Source organism: Paraburkholderia sp. SIMBA_054, assembly GCF_046534875.1.
Lineage (GTDB): Bacteria > Pseudomonadota > Gammaproteobacteria > Burkholderiales > Burkholderiaceae > Paraburkholderia > Paraburkholderia hospita.
Window position 1 is genome coordinate 1 of the sequence record NZ_JAWRXV010001775.1, and the last position, 234, is coordinate 234.

Consider the following 234-nt stretch of genomic DNA (forward strand, 5'->3'; position numbering starts at 1 on the left):
TGGGCTTCGTGCTGCTCGGTCTGCTGGCCGGCGTGGTCGATCACAAGACGACTGGTGCCGCGAGCGCGTATGGCTCGGCGATGTACTACAGCATCGTCTATCTGATCACGGGGTTGGGCACCTTCGGCGTCATCATGCTGCTCGCACGCCGCGAATTCGAAGCGGATACGCTCGACGACTTCAAGGGGCTGAACCAACGGAGCCCGGTGTTCGCGTTCGTCATGATGGTGATGA

Annotated in this window: 1 protein-coding gene; it reads left to right on the forward strand. The window is 61.1% G+C overall.

The window, feature by feature from the left end:
* On the forward strand, positions 1-234 hold a 234-nt coding region (locus SB822_RS61200; RefSeq protein ID WP_410859678.1), incomplete at both ends, for a proton-conducting transporter membrane subunit.